Origin of the sequence: Tatumella ptyseos ATCC 33301, assembly GCF_000735525.1 — a bacterium.
In the GTDB taxonomy this organism is placed as follows: Bacteria; Pseudomonadota; Gammaproteobacteria; order Enterobacterales; family Enterobacteriaceae; genus Tatumella; species Tatumella ptyseos.
In genome coordinates, this window is the sequence record NZ_JMPR01000018.1 from 38,527 (window position 1) to 57,846 (window position 19,320).

The 19,320-nt window shown below is 51.3% G+C and carries 20 protein-coding genes; 8 read left to right on the forward strand and 12 right to left on the reverse strand.

The genetic code is table 11. The annotated features are described in order from the left end of the window. The first annotated feature begins 222 nt into the window (after window positions 1-222). The 4 genes from GTPT_RS04400 (at window position 223) to GTPT_RS04415 (ending at window position 3,726) form a co-directional block, all read left to right on the forward strand. Entirely contained in the window at window positions 223-834 is a 612-nt protein-coding gene (locus GTPT_RS04400) for a YitT family protein (protein WP_025900967.1), read from the forward strand. Between the two features lie 46 nt (window positions 835-880). Next, window positions 881-2,071 (forward strand): amino acid aminotransferase, encoded by a 1,191-nt coding sequence (locus tag GTPT_RS04405; protein WP_029989698.1) that lies wholly within the window; start codon window positions 881-883, stop codon window positions 2,069-2,071. Window positions 2,072-2,271: 200 nt separating this feature from the next. Next, a complete protein-coding gene (locus GTPT_RS04410) occupies window positions 2,272-3,396 on the forward strand; it encodes an alkene reductase (protein WP_029990497.1) in 1,125 nt (374 codons plus the stop codon). Between the two features lie 15 nt (window positions 3,397-3,411). Further along, complete coding sequence (locus GTPT_RS04415; RefSeq protein WP_025900970.1) at window positions 3,412-3,726, forward strand: ArsR/SmtB family transcription factor; 315 nt, start codon at window positions 3,412-3,414, stop codon at window positions 3,724-3,726. 39 nt (window positions 3,727-3,765) lie between these two features. Here the strand turns inward: GTPT_RS04415 and GTPT_RS04420 are convergent, their stop codons facing one another. Further along, window positions 3,766-4,155 (reverse strand): tautomerase family protein, encoded by a 390-nt coding sequence (locus GTPT_RS04420; protein ID WP_025900971.1) that lies wholly within the window; start codon window positions 4,153-4,155, stop codon window positions 3,766-3,768. Window positions 4,156-4,257: 102 nt separating this feature from the next. Here GTPT_RS04420 and GTPT_RS04425 point away from each other — a divergent pair, with 102 nt between their 5' ends. Together GTPT_RS04425 and GTPT_RS04430 are read left to right on the forward strand one after the other, a co-directional pair. Beyond that, window positions 4,258-5,193: a LysR family transcriptional regulator gene (locus GTPT_RS04425; RefSeq protein ID WP_029990500.1), complete on the forward strand. Its 936-nt coding sequence runs from the start codon at window positions 4,258-4,260 to the stop codon at window positions 5,191-5,193. Window positions 5,194-5,356: 163 nt separating this feature from the next. Continuing rightward, complete coding sequence (locus GTPT_RS04430) at window positions 5,357-6,175, forward strand: DUF4225 domain-containing protein (protein ID WP_029990501.1); 819 nt, start codon at window positions 5,357-5,359, stop codon at window positions 6,173-6,175. Here GTPT_RS04430 and GTPT_RS04435 read toward each other — a convergent pair. The 4 genes from GTPT_RS04435 to uvrA form a co-directional block, all read right to left on the reverse strand. Continuing rightward, window positions 6,172-6,486, reverse strand: coding sequence for a hypothetical protein (locus tag GTPT_RS04435; RefSeq protein WP_029990503.1), 315 nt, complete (start codon window positions 6,484-6,486; stop codon window positions 6,172-6,174). The genes GTPT_RS04430 and GTPT_RS04435 overlap by 4 nt on opposite strands. A 334-nt stretch (window positions 6,487-6,820) precedes the next feature. Continuing rightward, a complete protein-coding gene (locus GTPT_RS04440; RefSeq protein ID WP_241964857.1) occupies window positions 6,821-7,099 on the reverse strand; it encodes a hypothetical protein in 279 nt (92 codons plus the stop codon). A 234-nt stretch (window positions 7,100-7,333) separates the two neighbouring features. Beyond that, the gene (locus tag GTPT_RS04445) at window positions 7,334-8,398 is read right to left on the reverse strand and encodes an NAD(P)-dependent alcohol dehydrogenase (RefSeq protein WP_029990505.1); all 1,065 of its coding nucleotides are present in this window, start codon (window positions 8,396-8,398) and stop codon (window positions 7,334-7,336) included. A 178-nt stretch (window positions 8,399-8,576) separates the two neighbouring features. Then, entirely contained in the window at window positions 8,577-11,408 is a 2,832-nt protein-coding gene (gene uvrA / locus GTPT_RS04450) for an excinuclease ABC subunit UvrA (RefSeq protein ID WP_025900976.1), read from the reverse strand. A 452-nt stretch (window positions 11,409-11,860) separates the two neighbouring features. Between uvrA and ssb1 the strand changes: the two genes are divergently transcribed. Together ssb1 and GTPT_RS04460 are read left to right on the forward strand one after the other, a co-directional pair. Next, on the forward strand, window positions 11,861-12,406 hold the full coding sequence (gene ssb1 / locus GTPT_RS04455) for a single-stranded DNA-binding protein SSB1 (protein ID WP_029990506.1): 546 nt from the start codon (window positions 11,861-11,863) through the stop codon (window positions 12,404-12,406). Between the two features lie 172 nt (window positions 12,407-12,578). Then, a complete protein-coding gene (locus GTPT_RS04460) occupies window positions 12,579-12,938 on the forward strand; it encodes an ASCH domain-containing protein (RefSeq protein ID WP_029990508.1) in 360 nt (119 codons plus the stop codon). A gap of 134 nt (window positions 12,939-13,072) precedes the next feature. On the opposite strand, the gene GTPT_RS04465 is transcribed toward GTPT_RS04460, so the two are convergent. From GTPT_RS04465 to GTPT_RS04495, 7 genes are read right to left on the reverse strand one after another with little or no spacing between them, the layout of a single operon-like run. Next, window positions 13,073-15,145 carry a flagellar biosynthesis protein FlhA gene (locus GTPT_RS04465; RefSeq protein WP_051170781.1) on the reverse strand — a complete coding sequence of 691 codons (2,073 nt, stop codon included), beginning with the start codon at window positions 15,143-15,145 and terminating at the stop codon, window positions 13,073-13,075. A gap of 1 nt (window position 15,146) precedes the next feature. Next, window positions 15,147-16,271, reverse strand: coding sequence for a flagellar type III secretion system protein FlhB (flhB, locus tag GTPT_RS04470; protein WP_025900984.1), 1,125 nt, complete (start codon window positions 16,269-16,271; stop codon window positions 15,147-15,149). Further along, a complete protein-coding gene (gene fliR / locus GTPT_RS04475) occupies window positions 16,255-17,037 on the reverse strand; it encodes a flagellar biosynthetic protein FliR (protein ID WP_029990511.1) in 783 nt (260 codons plus the stop codon). The genes flhB and fliR overlap by 17 nt, the downstream gene beginning before the upstream one ends. Window positions 17,038-17,042: 5 nt before the next feature. Next, the gene (fliQ, locus tag GTPT_RS04480) at window positions 17,043-17,315 is read right to left on the reverse strand and encodes a flagellar biosynthesis protein FliQ (protein ID WP_025900986.1); all 273 of its coding nucleotides are present in this window, start codon (window positions 17,313-17,315) and stop codon (window positions 17,043-17,045) included. A gap of 2 nt (window positions 17,316-17,317) precedes the next feature. Beyond that, window positions 17,318-18,067: a flagellar type III secretion system pore protein FliP gene (gene fliP, locus GTPT_RS04485; protein WP_029990513.1), complete on the reverse strand. Its 750-nt coding sequence runs from the start codon at window positions 18,065-18,067 to the stop codon at window positions 17,318-17,320. Then, window positions 18,064-18,444, reverse strand: a complete 381-nt coding sequence (locus tag GTPT_RS04490; protein WP_025900988.1) for a FliM/FliN family flagellar motor switch protein — start codon at window positions 18,442-18,444, stop codon at window positions 18,064-18,066. The genes fliP and GTPT_RS04490 overlap by 4 nt, the downstream gene beginning before the upstream one ends. Window positions 18,445-18,447: 3 nt before the next feature. Continuing rightward, a complete protein-coding gene (locus GTPT_RS04495; protein ID WP_029990516.1) occupies window positions 18,448-19,299 on the reverse strand; it encodes a FliM/FliN family flagellar motor switch protein in 852 nt (283 codons plus the stop codon). Between the last annotated feature and the right edge of the window lie 21 nt (window positions 19,300-19,320).

Sequence of the window (19,320 nt, forward strand, 5' to 3'; positions counted from 1 at the left end):
CTGCACGACCCGTTCGGGATCGTGCATTTCCCCTCAAATAATGCATAAATAGTGCGTCGGAGTGGTTTACGATGCATGTTATGCCTTTTATTGCCGGTATGAGCGCATGCCTCTGTTACCGCACCGGTATTTTCATAAACACGGCAACGTGACTCTTCCGGACAGTAAGGAAGGGCTTTTTGTGCTGATTGACTGTTTTGTTACGGGGGGAATATGTCATTAATGAAAACGGCCGAAGCGGAGAAAATTCCGCACAGCCTGGCGGAAGATGCACTGGCCATACTGTTCGGTACCTTACTGGTGTCGTTCGGGATTGTGATGCTGAAACAGGCGGGCGCGCTGACCGGCAGTACCGCCGGTATCGCTTTTTTAATCAGTTATATTTCACCCTTATCCTTTGGTGGTGCTTTTTTCCTGATTAACCTGCCATTTTACTGGCTTGCCGTGAAACAAATGGGCTGGGAATTTACGCTGAAAACCTTCAGTGCGGTGGCACTGGTCTCGCTGTTTACGCATCTGCACCCACTATTTATTCACTTTTCGTTGCTTAACCCTTTCTATGCAGCCCTGTTTGGTAATATTGTGATGGGCATGGGGTTCATTGTGTTATTCCGTCATAAAGCCAGCCTGGGAGGCGTGAATATTCTCGCGCTCTGGCTTCAGCAACGGATCGGACTACGGGCAGGAAAATTACAGATGGCGGTGGATACCTGTGTGGTGCTGGCGTCTTTGTGGGTTGTGTCTTTGCCAATGTTGCTGGCGTCAGTCTGCGGTGCTGTGATACTGAATCTGATTATTGCGATGAACCACCGTCCCGGTCGCTACAGTGTATAAGCCTGCCTGCGACCCTTTACATTGATCAATGATGGAGAAGTCCACCGTGTTCCAACATGTCGATGCCTATGGCGGCGATCCTATCCTCACTTTGATGGAAAAATATAAAGAAGACCCTCGCGCAGAGAAAGTAAACCTGAGTATCGGTCTCTACTATAACGAACAGGGGATTATTCCACAGCTTCAGGCCGTGGCGGAGGCCGAAAAAAGGTTACAGGGCGCGTCCGAAGAGGCTTCGCTCTACCTGCCGATGGAAGGGATGACCACTTACCGCCAGGCTATCGTTGAGCTATTGTTTGGCACGCAGGCACCGGCCGATCACGATCGGATTGCCTGTATCCAGACACTGGGCGGCTCCGGCGCACTGAAAGTCGGGGCTGACTTCCTGAAGGCGTATTTTCCGCACTCTGACGTCTGGGTGAGTGACCCGACGTGGGAAAACCATATCGCGATTTTCTCCGGGGCGGGTTTCAATGTGCATCGTTATCCGTGGTATGACGCTGCGACCGGGGGAGTGAATTTCCCGGCCTTTATTGATGCCATCAGCGCACTCCCGGAACGCAGTATTGTGCTGCTGCATCCTTGCTGCCATAACCCGACCGGTGCCGACCTCACTCCGGCACAATGGGACCAGGCCCTCGACGTGCTGAAATCACGCCAGCTTATTCCGTTTATGGATATCGCTTATCAGGGCTTCGGTGCCGGGGCGGAAGAGGACTGTTATGCTATCCGCGCAGCGGCGAAAGCCGGGTTGCCGGCCCTGGTCAGTAATTCCTTCTCGAAAATATTTTCGCTGTATGGTGAGCGCGTCGGTGGCTTATCGGTGATCTGTGAAAGCAGTGATGAAGCAGGCTGTGTACTGGGTCAGTTAAAAGCCGCGGTGCGTCGTAACTATTCAAGCCCGCCGACTCACGGTGCAAAGCTTGTGATGACCGTGCTGAAAGACAGCGGATTACGTGCACAGTGGCTGGCTGAGCTTGAGGCAATGCGTTTACGTATTCTGGAGATGCGTCAGGCACTGGTTGAAACACTGAGCCAGGCGTTGCCGGGCCGGGATTTCAGCTATCTGGAGAAACAGCGGGGGATGTTCAGCTATACCGGACTCAGCGCACAACAGGTGGACAGATTACGTGACGAGTTTGGTATCTATCTGATAGCGAGTGGCCGTATGTGTGTCGCCGGGCTCAACCGCAGTAATATTCAGCGCGTTGCGGAAGCTTTTGCCGCAGTGATGTAAGCCTCTGTCAGGGTCACCGTATCCTCTGCCCAACCGGTGCGGTGACCTGACTGAACATTCTGTGCGACCTGTATTTCTATATTTTATTGATATTTAATGATTTTTATTTTATTTTTTCATTTTATTATATTTATACATTTAAATATTTAAATGTATAAATATAATGGCACTCCAGACTTATCAGATGAAGGAAGATTGTTGTGCAGAAACAGACCCTGTTCAGCCCGTTAAAGCTGTCCGGCTTTACCCTGCGAAACCGTATTGTCCTGCCCCCGCTCACCCGTTGCCGCAGCCAGCAACCGGGTAATATTGCAGGCGATTTAATGGTGGAATACTATCGCCAGCGCGCCAGCGCGGGCTTTATGATCACCGAGGGGACGCAAATTGAACCGCGAGGACAGGGCTACGCCTGGACCCCCGGGATCCATAGCGCGGAACAGATTGCGGGCTGGAAAAAAGTCACAGAGGCCGTTCATCAGGAAGGCGGAGTTATTTTCTGTCAGCTCTGGCATGTGGGGCGAGTTTCCCATACCGCGTTACAGCCAGACGGGCAGCCTCCGGTGGCTCCCTCTGCGATCCCGGCAACCAATGTCAGGGTCTTTATCGAAACAGGTCCGGGGACCGGGGAACTGACTCAGCCTTCGGCACCCCGCGCATTAACGACGGAAGAGGTCCGTGAGCTGGTGGAACTTTACCGCCAGGCAGCGCGGAATGCGAAAGAAGCCGGTTTTGATGGCGTTGAGTTACATGCGGCGAACGGCTACCTGATCAATCAGTTTATTTCTGAGCATACCAACGTCCGCACCGATGAATACGGCGGTTCACTGGAAAATCGTCTGCGTTTTCTGCAAGAGGTGACCCGGGCCGTCAGCGATGTCTTCGGCAGCCGCAACGTAGGTGTTCGTTTTGCACCTCTGTTCACCAGCACCGATGAAGACCGGGTGTATCTGGGGCTGGTTGAGCCGGATCCACAACTGACTTATCTGAGTGCGGCGCAGATGCTGAATGATATGCAGATTGGGTATTTATCGATTGCCGAGCCGGACTGGGATAATAGCCCTGATTTACCGGAAGCATTCCGCCAGAGCCTGCGTGAAACCTTTGACGCGCCGATCCTGTGTGCCGGGCGTTATACCCGCGAGAAAGCCATGCATATTCTGGAAAATGGCTGGGCAGACTTATTTGGTTTTGGCAGAACATTTATTGCCAACCCGGATCTGCCGTACCGTTTACAGAACAACCTGCCGCTGAACGATACCGATGTAACATCGCTGTATGGGGGGAACGCTGCAGGGTATACTGATTACCCCGTTTATCGTTCCTGAAGAATATGAGGCAGTATGACACCAGAAAACGCCATAAAGCTTCTGGCAAACCCGACCAGGATGTCAGTATTACAGTGGCTCAAAGATCCGCATACTTCATTTGCAGAGTACAGCCAGCTTTATGATTTCAGTACCTATGGTGTCTGTGCCAGCCTGATCAGTGAAAAAGCCGGGCTGTCTCAGCCAGCGACCTCATTATGCCTGAAAGCGTTATCTGAGGCCGGATTGCTTGATGCCAGCAAAGTCGGTAAGTGGACGTATTACCGTCGCAATGAGGCAAAGATGCATGATATGACGACCATGGTCGCCCGGCACCTGCAGGCGCTGTAACCGGTACTGTCCTTCGGGGCAGTACCGGGAACGGCAGGATTATAACGTGCCCGTCATATACTGCGCTTCGCCATAACCAAAGCTCCAGTCGCCTTTGTTATTGCTGATAAATGAGATCATCAGGTCATTCCCTTCAATACCACAGACGGTGCGGAGTTCTTCTGCCAGTCGTTTCATAAAGAACTGTTTTTGCTCGTCACTGCGCGGGCTGGTGAAGACCCGGAGCATCACAAACTTTTCACTGCGTTCAAAGCCGAGCCCGGTATCCTGGAAGACCATCTGCCATGCTTTATTTTCATGAACAATCTGATAGCGATCACGTTCAGGCACGCTGAAGGCTTCCAGCACGACCTTATGCGCCGTATCCAGCAGTGTTTTTACTTCCTCTTCGCTACGACCTTCAATAATATCAAACTGTAGTAATGGCATTTCTCTTCTCCTGAACGGTTGAGTCTGATTATTCTGGCCCGTAAATGCCGTAAGAAAAAGCGCTGTCAGTGAAATGATTGTTTAACAGGGTGAACAATAACGATGAAAAAAAGCCATGCCGACGCATTATGGGTACACCTGCACTGGCTGATTGTGCTGGCCGAACAGGAAAGTTTTACGCGTGCGGCTGAACAACTGGAAGTCAGTAAAGCGGCGGTCAGCCAGAAGATAAAACAACTGGAAACCCTGGCCGGTGTGGCGCTGGTACAGCGAACGACCCGCAGTGTGCGTCTTACGGAAGCGGGTAAAAAGCTGGTGGAGGATTTGCGCCAACCTTTTGAACAGATTGAACAGCATTTTAATGCTCTCCGTGACACCAGCGGGCCTCTGCGTGGCGTTATCCGCGTGACAGCGCCGGTGGCCTTTGCCAGGCAACAGTTACTGGAGCCTGTACGACAGTTTTTGCGTCAGTATCCGGAGGTTCGCATTCAGCTTGAAGTCTCTGACCAGCTATTATCGCTGGCCAGTGAAGGCTATGATCTGGCTATCCGCCATAGTCATCGGGTGCCGGACACCCATGTAGTGTTGCCCCTGTGCGATACCAAAACAGTGCTGGTGGCCGCCCCGGAGTACCTGATGCAGGCGGGCAGCCCGCAGCATCCGCAGGATCTGGCCCGTCACGATTGTCTTTACTACCCACGGGGGAATGAGCTTCCGCACTGGAAACTCAGCCACCCTCAGACCGCAGAGTCTTTTTCTGTGGCAGTCAAAGGCGGGTTTGCCACCAATAACAGCGAATCGATCCGTGATGCCGCGATCAGTGGCCTGGGGATTGCGATGTTACCCGATTTCAGCGCGCGTGCGGCGCTGGCCTGCGGCCAACTGTTACCGGTACTGGAAGACTGGCAGGTTGCCGGCGGATTTGCGGATAAAATCTGGCTGGTACGGCCTTATTCCGCCCGGGTTCCGCGGGCGGTTACTGTCTTCAGCCACTGGTTGCAGGAGTGTTTCCGGGCGCAGCGGCGCCCGGCAGGGTAATGGCGTATACCCTGGGGGGAAGGCGGCCGGTAGCGTTATCTGGCGGCCATTTTTTCGAACACTTCGGGATAGCGTGACCCGGCAATATTTTCCGGACGGAAAAATAGTTTATAGCTGATAGTACCGGAGCTTGGTTGGTGAATTAATATACAGGGAGAACAGAATGGACGCGGCATTCCCCGATATGATGCGCTCAGGCGGGAGAAATAAAGCCCGGGCTGAAACAATGATTAACCTTGAAGCCAGAAAGCTGGTTGATACTGCTAACAGACTTTCCGCCTGTTACCTTCAGGACGGTCTTACCCGAATTAATTTTATTCAGGAAATAAAATATGTTGCAGAGCAGCAATTTGCTGCAGCCCGGCGCGCGGAATCAGATGACGAGTGCATAGCGTGCATCAAAAATCTGAGAGCAGAGACCGAAAACCTCGAAGAACAGGGCCGGATGTTACGTATTAAGACGGCAAAACTTTATGCCAAAGTGGAGTTCGTCCGGGAAAATAACAAAATTGCAGGTTATGTGATTTCTGCTGTTCATATTATGGTATCAGGTGCAGCATTGTTTGGCGGAATGATCATGATGTCGACAATGACTCCTATTGGAGTGCTTGCCGGAGCAATACTTTTCGTTGACGGTATCAATGGGATCACAAAAGAGGCCAGCCATCTTCGTTATGGCGATCAGTTCAAGTCAGAGGGAATATTTGCAGACAGTTCTAAGGAAGCTGCTAAGTATATGGGTTTTAAACCTGAAGCAGGGCTGGCAATTTATAATGCAGTTACGTTAAGTGCCAGTGTCTATAGTATTTTGGGGCTGGCAAAACAGCCCGGAGCCTGGCGCTTATTCAGATGGCTTCCCCGGGATTATTACCGGAAAGTTGAAACTATAAGCAGAACAAAACTCACGATGAAAATTGTGGGTTATGGTGTAAAAGCAAAGGTCATTTTTGACCTTTTGACCACAGATAACCCCTGCACTTAACTTCGATGAATTCTTTGATAACGCCAACATTTATAGGCAAGCACTGGCGGTTGTACAAATATTGCCACCGCAATACCGCAAAGCAGCCCGACTGAGCCAGAGAAAAGGATTTCGGCTGAACCAAACAGAACCAGCAAAACGAATACGGTAAGGCAACCCGCGACTACAGACAGGGCTATGACAAAGCGATTCGCCAGATCCCGAAGGGTATCACCCATTGAACCCCCGTAATCTTCGGTATTGCTTTTAATTTTCAGGATATCGGTATGACTGAAGCCGGACTCCAGCAGTGTTTCTTCGCTCACTTTCATGAATTTTCATCCCTAAAATTCATCAGAACATCACCGGTCAGCTTACCCAAAATCGGGTAATAAATCACCACCTGAAAACCCGGTTTTGACACCGATGATTTTATAAACAGGATTATGCCGTTATCATGGTTTTTACGATTGGATATTAAACCCTTATCCGTCGTTATATTTTTCGCTATATACCCATAGATTATTACCGAAAAGTCAGTAGGTTAAGTCGTCCGAAGCTCACCATGAAAATAGCCGGATACGGCGTTAAGGCTAAAGTTATTTTCGATCTGATAACAATTACTGATTGCCCTCACTCCGGGTAGCATATTGATACCGCCAGGCTTTAAACGCGAGTCTGGTGGGCGTTAAATACCAGATAAGTGGCAATCCTGCCATTAACGCAAAAGCCAGAGAGAGTGTTATTTTTTGTCGATAAAAGAGAGGTCAGCGTCAGAATGACAAAGGTAACAAGGGTTATCCATTTAGCGACATTAAATCGTTTTGCTAAATCCTGAATTGCTTCATCGAGAGTACCCCCGAAATTTTCCACATTGCTTTTAATTTTCAGGATATCGGTATGACTGAAGCCGGACTTCAATAATGTTTCTTCGCTGACTTTCATGAATTTTTATCCTTAAAATTCATCAGAACATCACCGGTCAGCTTACCCAAAACCGGGTAATAAATCACCACCGAAAACCCGGTTTTGACATTATCCGTCACGCCAGCAGATGCGGCCGGTATGACGCGCGTTTATCGGTTTTTTTCTGCCATCAGCGCTGCTTCCGGCAGGGCTAAGCAGACGGCGGTGTAGCATGCTGGCAGCCTGGCTGCCAGCATAAGGGGCTCAGATAACTCAGGCCGCGGTGCTGTTTCTCAATGTATTGATATCAATAACAAAACGGTATTTTACGTCGCTTTTCAGCATCCGTTCATAGGCCTCATTGACCTGTGCAATATCGATTAGCTCAATATCGGAAATAATATTGTGCTGCCCGCAGAAATCGAGCATCTCCTGGGTTTCGGCGATCCCGCCGATCAGTGATCCTGAGACACTGCGACGTTTAAAAATCAGGCTGGCGATGTCGGGGGCCGGATGGTTATGCTCAGGGACACCCACCAGCGTCATATTCCCGTCCCGCTTCAGCAGATTAATAAAGGGCGTCAGATCATGGGTGGCCGCGACCGTATTAAGAATAAAATCAAAACTATTGGTGTGTGCTTCCATCTGTTGCGGATCTTTAGAGACGACGACTTCATCTGCCCCCAGGCGTTTACCGTCCGCAATTTTTGAGGCAGAGGTGGTAAACAGAACGACTTTTGCGCCCATGGCATGGGCAAGTTTGACTCCCATGTGTCCCAGCCCTCCCAGGCCGACGATCCCGACTTTCATGCCCGGACCGACTTTCCAGTGTTTCAGTGGGGAGTAGGTGGTGATCCCTGCGCATAACAAAGGAGCGACGCCTTTAAGATCCAGATGCTCCGGCACCTTCAGGACAAAATCTTCATGCACCACGACCCCGGTCGCATAGCCGCCGAAGGTTATTTGATTATCAACGCGGTCTCTGGCGTTATAGGTGGCGGTAAAGCCTTCTTCACAATACTGTTCCACCCCTTCTTCACAGCTTTCACAATGGCGGCAGGAATCGACCATACACCCAACACCGACCAGGTCACCGATGCTGAATTTATGGGTTTTTGCACCCACTGCCGTGACCCGGCCGACAATTTCATGGCCCGGTACCATGGGGAAAATACTGTTACGCCATTCATTGCGGGCCTGGTGCAGGTCGGAATGGCAGACGCCACAGAACTCAATTTCTATCTGAATATCGTGGTCACGTAGCTGTCGGGGTTCATAACTGAAGGGGGCAAGGGGAGAGTTTTCGTTCTGCGCGGCGTAAGCATGGATAATCTTCATCATTTCTCCTGTCAGACAGATCACAGTTAACCCCCGGCGATACACCCGGGAGTGAGGAACCTGAAATAAGGATAGTCAGAGATACGGCAGAGGGACACCGCCGATCGCGGCGAATACCCCCGGGCCTGATCCTTTTCAGGATCAGGCCCGTCACGGAAATTACTGCAACGTTATGATGTTAAACAGATTTTAGTAATGGTTTCAGGAAGCGAGCGGTATGTGATGCGTCACATTCTGCAATAGTTTCCGGGCTACCGGCAACCAGGATCTCGCCACCACCGCTGCCGCCTTCCGGCCCCAGGTCGACTATCCAGTCTGCGGTTTTAATCACATCGAGGTTATGTTCGATAACCACAATGGTATTCCCCTGGTCCCGTAACTGATGGAGTACGGCCAGCAGTTGCTGGATATCCGCGAAGTGGAGGCCGGTGGTCGGTTCGTCCAGAATATACAGCGTCTGACCCGTTCCGCGTTTAGAAAGCTCGCGCGCCAGTTTTACCCGCTGTGCTTCCCCGCCCGACAGCGTGGTCGCTGACTGACCCAGACGGATATAGGACAAGCCGACATCCATCAGGGTTTGCAGTTTACGCGCCAGTGCCGGTACCGCTTCGAAGAAGTCACGGGCTTCTTCGATAGTCATTTCCAGCACTTCGTGGATGCTCTTGCCCTTGTATTTTATCTCCAGTGTTTCGCGGTTATAACGTTTACCCTGGCACTGGTCACAAGGGACATAGATGTCCGGCAGAAAGTGCATTTCCACCTTAATCACCCCATCTCCCTGGCAGGCTTCGCAGCGTCCGCCACGCACGTTAAAACTGAAGCGGCCCGGCGTATATCCACGGCTGCGGGATTCCGGTACCCCGGCAAACAGTTCACGTACCGGGGTGAAAATACCGGTATAGGTCGCCGGGTTGGAACGCGGTGTCCGGCCGATCGGGCTTTGATCGATGTCGATCACCTTATCAAAATGCTCCAGTCCTTTAATATCACGGTACGGCGCCGGTTCGATGACGGTTGCCCCGTTTAACTGGCGCTGAGCCAGCGGGAACAAGGTGTCGTTGATCAGGGTAGATTTCCCGGAACCGGACACCCCGGTCACACAGGTAAACAGACCCACAGGCAGCGTCAGCGTCACATTCTTCAGGTTATTACCGCGTGCACCGGTCAGGGTTAATACCTTATCCGGCGACCCTTTTACCCGTTCTGCCGGGACTTCAATGCTGCGTTTGCCGCTGAGGAACTGCCCGGTCAGGGAGGCTTCATTGGCCATAATCGCATTAACATCCCCTTCCGCGACGACCTGACCGCCATGAACCCCGGCACCGGGGCCGATATCGATCACATGGTCAGCCGCCCGGATAGCATCTTCGTCATGCTCGACTACAATGACGGTATTCCCCAGGTCACGCAGGTGCACCAGGGTACTCAGCAGGCGTTCATTATCACGCTGATGTAAGCCGATTGAGGGTTCATCAAGCACATACATCACTCCGACCAGTCCGGCACCGATCTGGCTTGCCAGACGGATACGTTGTGCTTCACCCCCGGAGAGGGTATCCGCAGAGCGGGAGAGCGACAGGTAATTCAGACCGACATTGACCAGAAAGCTCAGACGTTCGCTGATCTCTTTTAAGACTTTTTCGGCAATTTTTGCCCGCTGGCCTTCCAGCTGCAGCTCATCAAAGAAAGTAGTCGCGTGACCGATACTCATCTCTGAAATTTCCGGCAACGTTGTTTCTGCGACAAAGACGTGACGTGCTTCTTCACGCAAACGGGTGCCATGACAACTGGTGCAGGAGCGGTTACTGATATATTTTGCCAGCTCGTCACGGACGGCATTGGATTCCGTCTCTTTGTAGCGGCGCTCCATATTATGCAGCACCCCTTCAAACGGGTGACGACGTACAGAGGTATCTCCGCGGTCGTTCACGTATTTGAATTCGATGTTTTCTTTACCGGATCCGTAAAGAATGACTTTTTTCACCTTATCACTCAGGGTGTTAAAAGGGGCTTCCACATCGAACTCATAATGTTCGCCCAGCGAACGCAGCATCTGGAAATAATAGAAGTTACGACGGTCCCAGCCACGGATAGCGCCGCCGGCCAGAGAGATATCTTCATTCTGTACCACGCGCTGCGGGTCAAAAAATTGCTGTACCCCCAGGCCGTCACAGGTCGGGCAGGCCCCGGCCGGGTTATTAAAGGAAAACAGACGCGGTTCCAGCTCACGCATGCTGTAGCCGCAGACCGGACAGGCAAAGTTCGCTGAGAACAGTAATTCCGCGACGCTGCTGTCATCCATATCGGCGACAATGGCTGTGCCGCCGGAGAGTTCGAGTGTCGTTTCGAAGGATTCCGCCAGCCGGGTGGCCAGATCATCACGCACTTTGAAACGGTCGACAACGACCTCAATGGTATGTTTCTTTTGCAGTTCCAGTTTTGGCGGATCAGACAGGTCACAGACTTCACCGTCGATCCTGGCACGGATATATCCCTGCGCGGCCAGGTTTTCCAGTGTCTTACTGTGCTCACCTTTACGGTCTTTGATGACCGGTGCGAGCAGCATCAACCGGGTGCCTTCCGGCTGCTGCAACACCTGGTCGACCATCTGGCTGACGGTCTGGGCCGCTAAAGGCACATTATGTTCAGGGCACCGCGGTTCACCGACTCTGGCAAATAACAGGCGCAGGTAGTCATGGATTTCGGTGATGGTACCGACCGTCGAACGCGGGTTGTGTGAGGTCGACTTCTGCTCAATAGAGATGGCCGGAGACAGCCCTTCAATATGGTCGACATCCGGCTTTTCCATCAGTGATAAAAACTGACGGGCATAGGCGGACAATGATTCCACATAACGGCGCTGACCTTCTGCATACAGTGTGTCGAATGCCAGCGAGGATTTGCCAGAACCTGATAACCCGGTGACAACGACCAGCTTGTCGCGAGGGATAATCAGATTGATGTTTTTCAGGTTATGGGTGCGGGCACCCCGTACTTCTATCTTATCCATTCACCTTTCCCGGAGTATCAGCGTCGTCCATGCCTGCTGAGGAGACATGGGGAGAATCAAACGAACCATTATGGCATAAAAAATAAACTGATTAAATATCCAGTAGTCTGACGAAAGAACCGGTCACCGGCAGAGGCAGGTCAGTCCCGGACGTGCGTATCTGTTTTTCGTCAGTGACTGCCTTTTACTATAGATGATTTATGTCAGGCTGCTGTGTCGTGGCGTGTGGCGCACGGCTGTCTGGCGGAATTTCCGGCAGAAAAAGGCCCGCCGGCTGTTTTTTTAATCATCCGCGGCAGGGGAGCATCGGGGTTTTCGGCCTCCGCCCGGGGCGCAGGGTGAGATGTGCGGCATGACTGCCGGAAAGCGGTTCGAAAGTATCACTATCGGTACGTGACGTGGTATGATTTACCGCTTAGACTTTGAGTAATTATTCTTCAGGAGAGACCTCTATGGCCAGTCGCGGCGTTAACAAAGTGATTCTTGTCGGGAATCTGGGACAGGACCCGGAAGTCCGTTATATGCCAAATGGTGGTGCGGTTACCAACATTACACTGGCCACCTCAGAAAGCTGGCGTGACAAGCAGACCGGTGAAAACAAAGAAATTACCGAATGGCACCGTGTGGTTCTGTTCGGCAAACTGGCTGAAGTTGCCGGTGAGTATCTGCGTAAAGGTTCTCAGGTTTACATCGAAGGTCAGTTACGTACCCGTAAATGGCAGGATCAGGGTGGTCAGGACCGTTACACGACCGAAGTGGTTGTTAACGTCGGTGGTACCATGCAGATGCTGGGTGGCCGTCAGGGCGGTAACGGCGGAGCACCTGCCGGCGGGCAGGGGAATAATAATGGCTGGGGTCAGCCACAGCAGCCGCAGCAGTCACAGGGCGGTAACCAGTTCAGCGGCGGCGGTTCAGCACCGGCAGCACGTCCGCAACAGAACAGCGCCCCGGCTAGCAGCGAACCACCGATGGATTTCGACGACGATATCCCGTTCTGAATGATATAAAACCATTACCGGTCCGTTTTATTTAACAGGCTGAGTTTACTGGCAATAAAATATAAAGCCCTTTAAATATATAAATATTTAGAGGGCTTTTTTCTCAGCTTTTTCAGGCCCGGCTTATCCGTACTGACGGGTCTTCGGTCTGAAAATCATACGGGTGAATGCTATGAAAAAAGGCAGTATAAAAGCATTATCAGTCGTTTCACCTGCGGGCCAACTGATTGCTGCTGGCAGGAAAACCATTGAAGTACGCAGGTGGTTACCCGAGCTTTCACCAGACGAAGACCTTCTGATCGTCGAGAACCCCAATTATTTAATGAAAGACGGCGATGAAGAAGCGGGCATAGCCGTTGCTGTGGTTAACATCCGTTCTGTTCGTCCCTTTACTTCTGACGATATTTCCGCGGCTTGTGCTTCCTGCTTTGAAGAGGGTTGGTTCGCCTGGGAGATCAGTCAGGTCAGACGACTCAGCCCGGTCAAAAGCGTCAAAGCTGCCAGGAAGATCTATTCTATTGAATGGGATTGAATATTTTCTTTCAGTTGTTCCATTCGTTCACCGGTAAAAAGAATATCCGTGAACTACCGTTCTGATTATCGTCTGATCAAAGCGGTTCTGTCCGGCCAGCCTTTTGCCGGAGATACGGCGGTCACCCGCCGGGTTTAAGACAGATGCCCGCGGATCACCACTTCCAGGTCTTCAGGGACCTCGTTATAAGAAAGCACAAACAGCTCACGTGAAAATGAACGGGCATAGCGCGCCAGCAGTGGCCGTAATGCCGGTGGGACGATCAGTACCGGAGGCAGGTTTTCGGCTTTCATCTGTTCGGTGATCAGCGGCATATTGGTTTGTAACTGCGTTAACAGATGCGGATCCAGCGGCACGTTATCCAGTTCTTTATTACCTGCCGCCTGCTGGGCGCGTAACAGCAGGTCCTCTAAGGCATCACTGAGGGTGAATACCGCAAACTGCCGGTGATCCTTATTGATCCCGTGGACTATCTGACGACGAAGAGCGTAGCGGACATCGGCGGATAACAGCAGCGGATCTTTGGTGATCTGGTGCCCGGCGAGCAGTGCCGTGGCAATGGTGACAATATCCTTCAGGCTGACATTGTCGGTCAGTAACTGACGGTAGATACGTAACTGTTGGGTGTAATTCAGTGCTGCATTTAAGTCTTCACTTAACCGGGGTGCGGGCTGGGCTAACCGGCGATGCAGTGCCGTAATATCATCGTACTGAAAAAGCTCCGGCAGATACTGCTTCACGACTTTATTTACATGCGTTGCAATTACGCTGGCGCAATCGACTACCTGATACCCGAAGCGTAGCGCCTGGCTTTTCTGTGCAGGATCAATCCAGATAGCAGACATACCATAGGCGGGATCGGTCCCGAGAATACCGTCCAGTTCGCCATAGACTTCACTGCTGGCGAGCGCCATCAGTTTATCGGCATGGACTTCCCCCAATGCGGCGCGGACACCATGGATCATAATACTGTACTGCATGGGCTTCAGACGGAAGTTTTCCCGTACCTGAATTTCGGGCAGCAGCACACCGCTACTCTCAGAAAGTACCTGCCTGACGCCGGTGATCCGCTGAGACAATAAACCGCCCTGATGTTTGTCGATCAGGCTGACCAGCCGGTAACCCAGGTTAAGGCCGACCGGTTCGGTGACGGAGAGGTTTTCCCAGTGCAGCTGAGGGACTTCCGGCTCCAGCGCATTCTCCACCACATCCGTCGCGGACTGGCTGGCTGCCAGAACACGTTTTGACTGACGCCATCCGGCAAAACTCAGCAAAAGCGCAAAGCTCAGGAAGGCAACATGTGGCATCCCGGGGACGAGCGCCATGGCGAGCATAATGCCGGCAACGGTATACAGAATGGCAGGCTGGGCCAGTAGCTGTTGACGAACTTCGTGACGGATATCCTGGCCATCACTGACCCGGGTCACAATGATCGCGGCCGCCGTTGACAGCAGCAGTGAAGGCAGTTGCGCGACCAGACCATCGCCGATCGTTAGCAGGGCATACTGCTGAAAGGCATGACCGGCATCCAGATGGTGTTTAAATATGCCGATAGCGACGCCACCGACCATATTGATCACCAGAATCAACATACCGGCGATCGCATCACCCCGCACAAACTTCGAGGCCCCATCCATCGACCCATAGAAGTCAGCTTCGCGGGTCACTTCAGAACGTCGTTCGCGGGCCTGGGCCTGAGTAATGATCCCGGCGTTAAGGTCGGCATCAATGGCCATTTGTTTGCCGGGCATGGCATCCAGCGTAAAGCGTGCTGAGACCTCAGAAATACGTTCCGCGCCTTTGGTGATCACCACGAAGTTAACGATCATCAGGATCACAAAAACGACAAACCCGACCAGGAAGTCTCCGCCAATCACGACCTGACCGAAGGCTTCTATCACTTTCCCTGCCGCCCCTTCGCCTTCCTGACCATGCAGCAGCACAACCCGCGTTGAGGCGACATTCATGGACAGTCTCAGCAGCGTGGTGATCAGCAGCAGTGTCGGAAAGATACTGAAATCCAGGGGTCGTTGTGCATTGACGGAGACCAGCAGGATCAATATTGCCAGCACAATATTGAAGGTGAACAGGCAATCCAGTATCAGTGGGTCCAGCGGCAAAATGATCATGGCCAGCACTGCCATAATCAGCAGTGGCAGGCCCAGCGGAAGCGCTTTGCCGCGCCGGAGCCAGTGAGTCAATGGCAATTTATTCACGGAATTGTCCTTCTGAAGGCATCGGGATTTTTCGATTGATGGTCGGTTTTAGCTGAGATTTATCCTGCCGCCAGCGTCGTAATTGCATGACGTAGGTCAGTACATGGGCGATGGCCTGATAAAGCTGATTCGGGATCTGCTGATTAACACGTGTCGAGGCATAGACGGCCCGGGCCAGCGGCGCGAACTCAACGATTTCTATCTGATGTTCTTCGCCAATCTGTCGGATATAAAGCGCCAGTTCATCGGCCCCTTTCGCGACCACATACGGTGCTGCCGCCGCCTGCGGATCATATTTCAGTGCCACCGCATAGTGGGTCGGGTTGGTGATAATCACATTGGCCTGCGGCACGGTTTTTCTGAGTTGCCCCTGGGCCAGCTGGCGTTGTAACTGGCGTAAACGTCCTTTGATCTGCGGGTTCCCTTCGCTGTGTTTAAATTCATCTTTGACTTCCTGTCGCGTCATTCGCATTTTACGCCGGAACTGATAGCGGCTGAGTGGCCATTCAATCAGGGCAAACCCCAGCATCAGCAGCACAAAATAGCCGAAAAGACGGGCGACCAGAGTCAGTCCTTTGCTCATCGCCACAGGCCAGCCGAGCTGCGATAACAACATGATTTCCTGTAGTGAGTGGCGTAATAACAGGCTTAGCATCAGTAAAATAAGCCCGGCTTTCAGTATCACTTTCGCTAATTCGATAAAATTATCGGCGGCAAACAAGCGGGTAAAACCGGTTAACGGATTCAGTCGTTTACCGTCCGGCACGATTTTTTTCAGGCTGAATATCCACCCGCCGCTGAACAGCGTAGCGATACCGGCGGCCAGCGGAACCGCACAAAAGCTGAGTGTGATGGTTAATAACAATCCCAGCGCTTTACCGGTCAGCAGAATTAAACGTGACCCCGGGTCAGGGGTATGCGCTATCTCAGACGCTTGCCGGAAAAAATCGCCAATCAGATGCCAGTACCAGGGAAGTAACCCGGTCAGGGTCATAAAGGCGACTGCCAGTGAAATTGCGGATGAAAACTCTTTGGCCCGCCCGGTATCGCCTTTTTCGCGGGCTTTTTTAAGTTTTGCCGGTGTTGCCTTCTCGCTTTTATCACTGGCCTGAGACATGGGCTGTCCTCAGCAGGTCAAACTGATGAATGACCTGATCCGTCAGTGAGAGATAGTGTCCCGACAGGGTCGGGATCAGTAAGGCAATACTGATTATCCCGGCCAGTGCCGCCAGCGGGAAACCCAGAGAGAATAAATTCAGTGTCGGTGATATTTTATTAAGTAGACCAAAGACGCCCTGAATTAATAACATGATCACCGTTGAGGGCAGGGCGATGATCACCGCCGCAGAGATTATCCAGCCAAAACTGATAATTAAGGTATTTACCGAAGGCCAGTTAAGTGCCGAGCCTACCGGCCAATAGACAAATCCCTGATACAACACCGTCACCAGTAATAAGTGGCCGTTGGCTGCAAAAAAGATCAGCACCATGGTTAAATTAAACAGTTGTGAGACCAGGGTATTACTGGTGCCATTGTTCGGGTCGTTCTGTACTGCCATCGACAGGCCCATATTCATGGCAATGATCTGGCCTGCTGTCTGTAATGCTGAGAAGGCGAGTTGCAGCAGTTGGCCGAAAATGAGTCCCCAGGCAATTTGTTCGGCAACCTGGGTGAGCAGGGCGACGGATAAAAATGCCGGGGGTGAGGTCACCGGCAGCAGGGGAGCAATTAACGCCGTCAGCACCAGTGAGAGGACGATCCTGACTTTTCGCGGAATCAATGTACTATCAGCCAGCGGGCTGAATTGCAGAAACGACACTATCCTGACCCAGGGTAATAGCAGGGCTAACAGATGGCTGTAAAATCCTGAGAGATCAAGCATGCCGGTTAACCTGAAATATTCCCGGCCTGATGAAAGAGCACCTGCGTAAAGTCGATGAGCTTAATCAGTATCCATTTTCCGGTCACAATCAGTACCAGCAGGGTCACGACCAGACGAGGGAGGAAGCTGAGGGTTTGTTCATTAATCTGTGTGGCCGCCTGGAAGATACTGACACAGAGACCGACCAGTAATCCGGGCAGAATAATAACGGCAGAAATCAGCAGGACTAACTGAATGGCACCGCCCATTTGGTCACTGATGCTATCTAACGTGAACATGATTAAAAACCCTGGATACTTTGGGTCAGCGTGCCGGTGATCAGTGACCAGCCATCACATAATACAAACAGCAGTAATTTGAACGGCAGCGACACCACCATCGGTGAAAGCATCATCATTCCCATGGCCATTAAAATGCTCGAGACAATTAAGTCGATGACCAGGAACGGCAAATAGATCATAAAGCCAATCTGAAACGCCGTCTTTAACTCACTCAGTAAATACGCAGGAGTAATAATGGTCAGATCCTGATCGGCAGGGTTGCCGGTCACATGCGCAATACTCATGATCTGGCTCATGGCTGTTTTACTGGTTTGGGCCAGCATAAATTTCTTCAAAGGCTGGCTGGCGTCAATCAGCGCTTCATTGAGCGAAATTTTCCCTGCCTGATAAGGGATCAGCGCTTCCTGATTGATCGTCGTCCATACCGGGCGCATCACCAGCAGTGTCAGACAAAGCGCGATACCGGTCAGTACCTTATTCGGTGGGGTTTGCTGTAATCCCAGCGCCTGACGCAGTATGGCTAAGACAATAATAAAGCGGGTGAAACTCGTCATCATCAGTACCATCACCGGCAGTAAACCGAGCAAGGTCATCAGGATCAGGATTTCAATATTCACGCTATAGCTCTGCCCGCCCGGGCCACTGCGGGTACTGAATAATGTCAGGCCCGGTTCCGCCGCCGTCAGACAAGGCGTCACTATCATCAGTAAACCGGCGCAGAATTGTCGCCAGTAACGGCAGACATTCATGAGGTCAGGTCACTTAACGGCTGGCCGGTGAATTCGATAATACGTAAACCATATTTATCATTTACCACGACAACTTCAGCTTTACCAAACAGCACGCCGTTAACTTTTAAATCCAGCGGCTCACCGGCCATTTTATTCAATTCAATGACCGTATTTTTATCCACCGCTAACAGGTCGGCCAGAGAGACACTGACAGAAGCCACTTCTAAGGTCAGTGTTAACGGAATACGGTTAAATAACTGGCGTTTCCGGTTTTCTTCCTGACGTTGTTGTGAGTTCACTGCGGCATTATCTTCCGTCGTGGTGGCGGATAACTCATCAAAATTAATATCATCCAGAGAAAAAGCTGACGGTGTTTGATTATCTTCGTAATTCATTATTTACCCGGTGTAATGATCAATAAATTCTGACAGGACGAGCTGCCCCTGATGTTCAGAGACTTTGGCATGAAATAACACTTCATCGCCTGATGTGACGGGAACGGACTCATTAAGAAAAACAGGTAAAACATCATCAACCTGCAGACGGAGTAATTTTTCCAGGGTGGTTTCCATACACACTAACTGTGCGTTGAGTGTGAAAGGAAGACGACGTAACTGTGATTCCAGGCAGGCTTCAGAAAACGTCGTTTGCTCCGCCTGCTCAGTGTCATTGCGTAATGTGCTCAGTATCTGATCAATCAGGGGATGGTCAAAACGTAAGGTAATGTCACCCTGCGGATAGCCGCGTAACCGGAAAGAAAGGCACCAGGCCCAATGACTGTGCTGCTGATTATGGACAGGCGTCATCGACAGAGGCTGGCCGGCGACTTCCGGTGTCAAAAATATTTTGCAGATCTCATCCCCGAGGCGTTCCTGTAACCGTTTTTCGGTCTGAGTAATCTCAGTGTTATTGTCTGCCTCAGGGGTATCACTGACGCCATAAAAGTCATGTAATAAATTCAGCAACAGGGCACGATCAATTTCAAAGGCTATTTTTCCCGCAGCGCAGGAATATATTTGATGGCATTTTTTATTCTCTTCAATAGTGAAGTTAATGTTAGCCAGCGAAGTATTTACCCTGAACTTATTCAGGAAATAACGGCTTAATGCAGCATCAAAATTATCATAATTTTTATTAATGTGTTCAGCCAGTTTGTGCCAGGGTTTTCCCAACTGACTTACCCCTAAAGGCAGAATAGTGTCATTCGGGCTGATGTTTAGTTTTTTTAAAATATTTTTGCAAAGAACCATGGGCTGCCCAGTGTCTGCATG

Coding starts and splice junctions, on each gene's coding strand:
- GTPT_RS04400 (WP_025900967.1), top strand. CDS start 223: ATGAAAACGGCCGAAGCGGAGAAAATTCCGCACAGCCTGGCGGAAGAT.
- GTPT_RS04415 (WP_025900970.1), top strand. CDS start 3,412: ATGACACCAGAAAACGCCATAAAGCTTCTGGCAAACCCGACCAGGATG.
- GTPT_RS04420 (WP_025900971.1), bottom strand. CDS start 4,155: ATGCCATTACTACAGTTTGATATTATTGAAGGTCGTAGCGAAGAGGAA.
- GTPT_RS04425 (WP_029990500.1), top strand. CDS start 4,258: ATGAAAAAAAGCCATGCCGACGCATTATGGGTACACCTGCACTGGCTG.
- GTPT_RS04430 (WP_029990501.1), top strand. CDS start 5,357: ATGGACGCGGCATTCCCCGATATGATGCGCTCAGGCGGGAGAAATAAA.
- GTPT_RS04435 (WP_029990503.1), bottom strand. CDS start 6,486: ATGAAAGTGAGCGAAGAAACACTGCTGGAGTCCGGCTTCAGTCATACC.
- GTPT_RS04440 (WP_241964857.1), bottom strand. CDS start 7,099: ATGAAAGTCAGCGAAGAAACATTATTGAAGTCCGGCTTCAGTCATACC.
- GTPT_RS04445 (WP_029990505.1), bottom strand. CDS start 8,398: ATGAAGATTATCCATGCTTACGCCGCGCAGAACGAAAACTCTCCCCTT.
- uvrA (WP_025900976.1), bottom strand. CDS start 11,408: ATGGATAAGATAGAAGTACGGGGTGCCCGCACCCATAACCTGAAAAAC.
- ssb1 (WP_029990506.1), top strand. CDS start 11,861: ATGGCCAGTCGCGGCGTTAACAAAGTGATTCTTGTCGGGAATCTGGGA.
- GTPT_RS04460 (WP_029990508.1), top strand. CDS start 12,579: ATGAAAAAAGGCAGTATAAAAGCATTATCAGTCGTTTCACCTGCGGGC.
- flhB (WP_025900984.1), bottom strand. CDS start 16,271: ATGTCTCAGGCCAGTGATAAAAGCGAGAAGGCAACACCGGCAAAACTT.
- fliR (WP_029990511.1), bottom strand. CDS start 17,037: ATGCTTGATCTCTCAGGATTTTACAGCCATCTGTTAGCCCTGCTATTA.
- fliQ (WP_025900986.1), bottom strand. CDS start 17,315: ATGTTCACGTTAGATAGCATCAGTGACCAAATGGGCGGTGCCATTCAG.
- fliP (WP_029990513.1), bottom strand. CDS start 18,067: ATGAATGTCTGCCGTTACTGGCGACAATTCTGCGCCGGTTTACTGATG.
- GTPT_RS04490 (WP_025900988.1), bottom strand. CDS start 18,444: ATGAATTACGAAGATAATCAAACACCGTCAGCTTTTTCTCTGGATGAT.
- GTPT_RS04495 (WP_029990516.1), bottom strand. CDS start 19,299: ATGGTTCTTTGCAAAAATATTTTAAAAAAACTAAACATCAGCCCGAAT.